The sequence below is a fragment of the Pseudomonas sp. FSL R10-2189 genome, from assembly GCF_009600325.1.
Classification (GTDB): Bacteria; Pseudomonadota; Gammaproteobacteria; order Pseudomonadales; family Pseudomonadaceae; genus Aquipseudomonas; species Aquipseudomonas helleri.
The window spans coordinates 1-207 of sequence record NZ_WIVZ01000188.1; the positions used below are offsets into that span (position 1 = coordinate 1).

Annotated in this window: 1 protein-coding gene; it reads right to left on the minus strand. The window is 51.7% G+C overall.

Annotated elements, in window-relative coordinates:
- A partial coding sequence (locus GHO32_RS26755; protein WP_218577157.1) for a hypothetical protein occupies positions 1–207 on the minus strand: 207 nt, incomplete at both ends.

The window sequence follows — 207 nt, forward strand, 5'->3', positions numbered from 1 at the left end:
GATGAGGGCGAACAGAGTGTTTGAACTCGTCGCTGCCGATGAGTGCGACAATCGTGGAATAGAGCTTTTCAGTGTCGTTCCACTCACTCTCATCTGTCTCAGCGTTAAAGCTGGGCAGCAGGTCTGCCAACAGTTTTTTGTCACGGACTAAGAGGGCGCGATAGACCGGGCTTTGCGGATTTTTAAGCCAATCGCTCCACAGTGATG